This window comes from Chryseobacterium populi (genome assembly GCF_000282115.1).
Taxonomy (GTDB): domain Bacteria; phylum Bacteroidota; class Bacteroidia; order Flavobacteriales; family Weeksellaceae; genus Chryseobacterium; species Chryseobacterium populi.
The window spans coordinates 1-4,420 of the sequence record NZ_AKJY01000099.1 but is presented as its reverse complement, the minus strand read 5'-3'; the positions used below and the strand labels follow the sequence as shown (position 1 = coordinate 4,420).

Here is a 4,420-nt window from a genome sequence, read left to right as displayed (position 1 = left end):
CTGACATCATTGATCAAGATAGATTAATTGCGGCTTAAATCGAACTCACGTTAATTTATAAAAAAAGAATGCAATAGCATTTTTAAACTTATTATTTTATCAATATGACAATTAAATCACAAATAAATTACATAAAAACGAAAAGTCCGGAGAAAATTCTCCGGACTTGTTATTTTTAAGATTTTCTAGCTTAAAAAATCTCTCTTCCTGAAAAGTGAAATGTAGCTTCAATAAGAGCATTCTCATCAGAATCTGAACCGTGAACAGCATTCTCTCCTATACTTCTTGCAAACATTTTTCTGATGGTACCTTCCGCTGCTTCTGCAGGATTTGTAGCTCCGATTAATGTTCTGAAGTCTTCAACTGCATTTTCTTTTTCTAAAACAGCAGCAACAATTGGCCCTGAGCTCATAAATTCTACCAATTCACCATAAAATGGTCTTTCAGCATGTACTTCGTAGAATTTTTTGGCATCAGCTACAGTAAGCTGAGTCAATTTTAAAGCTTTAATTTTAAAACCTCCTTCTGAAATTTTACCCAAAATAGCACCGATATGTCCATCAGCAACGGCATCAGGCTTAATCATAGTGAATGTAATATTAGACATAAATGTATATTTTTTTAATGCTGCAAAATTACAAAAAATATCTTTCATTTTAATTTTAATTTTTTTTTAACATAAAAATAACTTTTATTAAGAAAGTGTGAACCAATCTTTGGCACAGTAATTGTTTATTCTATTGCGATTCTCATGTTTAATTTGAGTTTTCATGGTTATTAGTTTTTACCCAGCTTCGGCTGGGTTTTTTTATAGCTAATAATCTTTATATATTATCAAATTAACAATAAATAAGTCATTTTAATATCAAATATTAAAATTTAAATCAATACCTTTAGATGCCTGAAAAAAATTGAAAAAAAATTAATGCGCCATTTTATAAGATTAATTGTCTTCCATATAGATTTTTTCTGTCAACTTTTTCACTTTTACGGCTTTCTAATAATACAATTATGGCACGGTTACAGCCAAAGATACTTTTGATTCTAAAAATCCAACTATTACAAAAATTAAATGTGATCATTAACTGAGGAATTCAATTAACGCAGGAGCCTTTAAAAAGGGATATGACATGAGTGAGTCATTGTGACAGGAAATAAAAGCCTATAGATATCAATATATATAATATGTCAATTTTAATATCACAGAAAAATATTTTCAGAAAGTAATCAGGAAATTTATTTTTGGGCAGCTTCTTCCGCCTCATCCATCAGCTTGATGTAAGTTGAGTATCTTGAATGCTGGATTTCCCCTTTTTCGAGGGCATCAATAACAGCACATTTCGGTTCGTTGATATGAAGACAGTTGTGGAATTTACATTCTTCTCTTTTCTTGAAAATCTCCGGAAAATAATGCTGTACTTCTTCTTTTTCAATATCAATCATAGCAAACTCCCTTACTCCCGGGGTATCAATTACATTCCCACCAAAATCCCAGAAGTGCATCTGGGCAAAAGTAGTGGTATGTTTTCCCTTTAAATGAGTATCCGATATTTCAGAAGTTTTCAGGTTTAATCCAGGTTGCAGGGCATTAACCAAGGTAGATTTCCCACAACCCGAATGTCCGAAAAATACAGAGGTCTTGTCTTTCAGCAAATCTTGTAATTCTTCTAAATTAAGCCGGGAATAAGATGAAATTTCCAAAGTGTCATATCCTATTTCCTGATAAAGAAACTCGATGTCTTTTACAAGCTCTATTTCTTCATCATTTAAAACATCTATTTTATTGAAAAGGATTAACGGGGTAATATTATAGGCTTCACAGCATGCCAGAAACCTGTCGAGAAAACCAAGTGATGTTTCGGGATGTTTGAGAGTGAAAATGAAACAGGCCAGGTCTATATTGGATGCAATAATATGAGCCTCTTTTGAAAGGTTTACAGACTTTCTGATCAGGTAATTCTTACGGGATTCTATTTTCGTAATCCATGCAATATTATCCTGTTCCAATTGAAATTCAACAAAATCTCCTACAGCAAGCGGATTGGTAAGCCTGGTTTTAATGAGCTTGAATTTACCACGTATCCGGGCTTCGTAAATGGTATTGGTTTCGAGTTCCAAAACCTGATACCAGCTTCCTGTAGATTTAATGATTTTTCCTTTCATACCTATTTAGGGTACAAATATAAGGAATTAGCCGATAGAAATCAGGGCTTAGGATTTAGGATATCGTTTAAATTTTACGTTAAACCTTACCTACTTCCTAGTCCCTGACTATTTTAGTACTTGCAACCTGTTACTTTCTAAATCCTGTCGATCATAATACTATTCTGCACTTCAATAGATTCCTCGTGAATTGCTTTGAAAACTTTTTCAATAAAATCCTGGGACATTCCTGTTTCCTTGGCTTTTTGAGTTGCGTATTCAGTAATTACTTTCCAACGTTCAGGCTGGAAGATAGCAATATCATTTTCTTTTTTAAGCTTACCAATTTTCTCCGAAATCTTCATTCTTTGGGAGAGAAGTTCGATCAACTGGAAATCAATATCAGAAATTAAAGTCCTGTGTCTTCCCATTTCCCCATCGAAACCTGCCAATCCTGAATTTCTGATTTTCAGATTCCCTATTAACTCAGCCAGAACTTCCGGTGTAATCTGCTGGGAAGCGTCACTCCATGCTTCATCAGGATTAGAGTGTGTTTCTATGATCACTCCCTGGTAGCCGACGTTCATTGCTTCCTGGGTAACATCTGCCAATCCGGTTCTGTTTCCGCAAATATGAGAAGGGTCGATTAACATTGGGATATTGGGAAACTGGCTTTTGAAATCCAATGCAATCTGCCAGTTCGGATTGTTTCTGTATTTTGTTTTCTGGTAAGTGGAAAATCCCCTGTGGATCACTCCTAAATTTTTAATATCCTGTCCTAAAAGCCTTTCCAAAGCACCAATCCATAAAGCTAAGTCAGGATTTACCGGGTTTTTCACAAAAACCGGTTTATCAGTCCCCCTCAAAGCCATTGCAATTTCCTGGACGGTAAAAGGGTTTACTGTAGAACGTGCCCCGATCCAAAGGATATCAACATCTGCTTCTAATGCTGCAAAAACATGGTGGGCATTGGCAACTTCCGTAGCTGTTTTAAAACCATATTCTTCTTTTACTTTCTTCAGCCAGTTTAAACCGATCACTCCTACTCCTTCAAATCCGTTCGGTTTTGTACGCGGCTTCCAGATTCCTGCACGGAAGATAGGCACCTGTGCATTGGTTTCTTTTATTCTTTTTGCAGTTTCAAGCATCTGAGCCTCACTTTCTGCACTACATGGCCCCGCGATCATTAACGGTTGTGAAAATTCATTAATCCACTCGTTCTTTAATTCTTTTAAATTCATTTTGTTAATTTATTTTATATTTTTTTGTTCTTTTTAAAATGATATACCAACAGCTCTTCCCTTATAAAGTTACTTTATAAATCTTTTCAAAAAATGCCGTTTAAAATTTTTAATGGGATCAGGAACTTTGAGAGAGCATCTGTTATTCCTGTATTTTTTGAGAAAGAAATTTAATTAGCAATACCAATAAAATCGATAATAGCTTCTAAAATTTCTGTAATAGGTAGCTGAAAAACTAAAATAACTGCTAAAGTAATTAGCAGGTGTGAAATAAGACAGATATGTAATCAATAATTTTTCCACTTTATCGTGTAAATTGTCTGTTTTCAGCTTTTCAGTTAATAATTGGTATTTGTCAGAAACATATTTTCTGAACAAATATTTGACAAATATATAAAATTATGTCAAATCAAACTTCATTAAATCATCAAGATCTTTCAGTAAAGGATTTTTCTCTATGAACCTTTCAAATATCTTCTTCTTGGTAACCACCTCTATTTTAAGGCTTTGCAGGTCTTTTTCATACTCAATTTCAATGGCATAATTATGCACTTTTCTTTTGAAATGATTAAAAAAATCGCCACTTATTTTATCAAATTCCACTTTTGCAGAATCGGAAGGATATGAAACCCTGATGATATTTTCATCCGCCTTTATCATTTTAAACACCTTAATGGCATTATAAATAATAACATCTCTGGATTGAGTTTGTTTCAGGAACAAATTCCATTCCATCTGTAAATCAGTATCGGTGAAATGTTGTTGCGGAAGATTTTCTGTTTTTGTAACAACGGTTTCAGCTACTTCTTCTTTTTCTTCTTTATTCAGGAAAGAATTAATACTGAAACCCGAAGATGCTCCTTGTCTGGATAATGGCTTAGAGGTTTTTTGTATTACAGTTTCCCGCGGAATGTCGATTGATACTGCTGTTTGTAGTTCCGGCTTTTCTTCTTCAGGCTGTTGTTTTGGTACTTCGGGGAGTTTTACTTCCTGCTTTTCATGAATGAACGGAGCTAATATTATGAACTTTTTTTTTT

At 34.0% G+C, this 4,420-nt stretch carries 3 protein-coding genes and 1 pseudogene; all 4 read right to left on the bottom strand.

Translation table 11 applies throughout. From position 1 onward, the window contains the following. Nucleotides 1–190 precede the first annotated feature (190 nt). Nucleotides 191–607 carry a nucleoside-diphosphate kinase gene (locus tag PMI13_RS18245; RefSeq protein ID WP_034669600.1) on the bottom strand — a complete coding sequence of 139 codons (417 nt, stop codon included), beginning with the start codon at nucleotides 605–607 and terminating at the stop codon, nucleotides 191–193. A gap of 629 nt (nucleotides 608–1,236) precedes the next feature. Further along, complete coding sequence (gene rsgA / locus PMI13_RS18240) at nucleotides 1,237–2,163, bottom strand: ribosome small subunit-dependent GTPase A (RefSeq protein WP_007846500.1); 927 nt, start codon at nucleotides 2,161–2,163, stop codon at nucleotides 1,237–1,239. A 137-nt stretch (nucleotides 2,164–2,300) separates the two neighbouring features. Beyond that, nucleotides 2,301–3,383: a chorismate mutase gene (locus tag PMI13_RS18235; protein ID WP_007846499.1), complete on the bottom strand. Its 1,083-nt coding sequence runs from the start codon at nucleotides 3,381–3,383 to the stop codon at nucleotides 2,301–2,303. A 399-nt stretch (nucleotides 3,384–3,782) separates the two neighbouring features. After that, a pseudogene (locus PMI13_RS21635) lies at nucleotides 3,783–4,420 on the bottom strand (DNA polymerase III subunit gamma/tau); the annotation flags it as partial.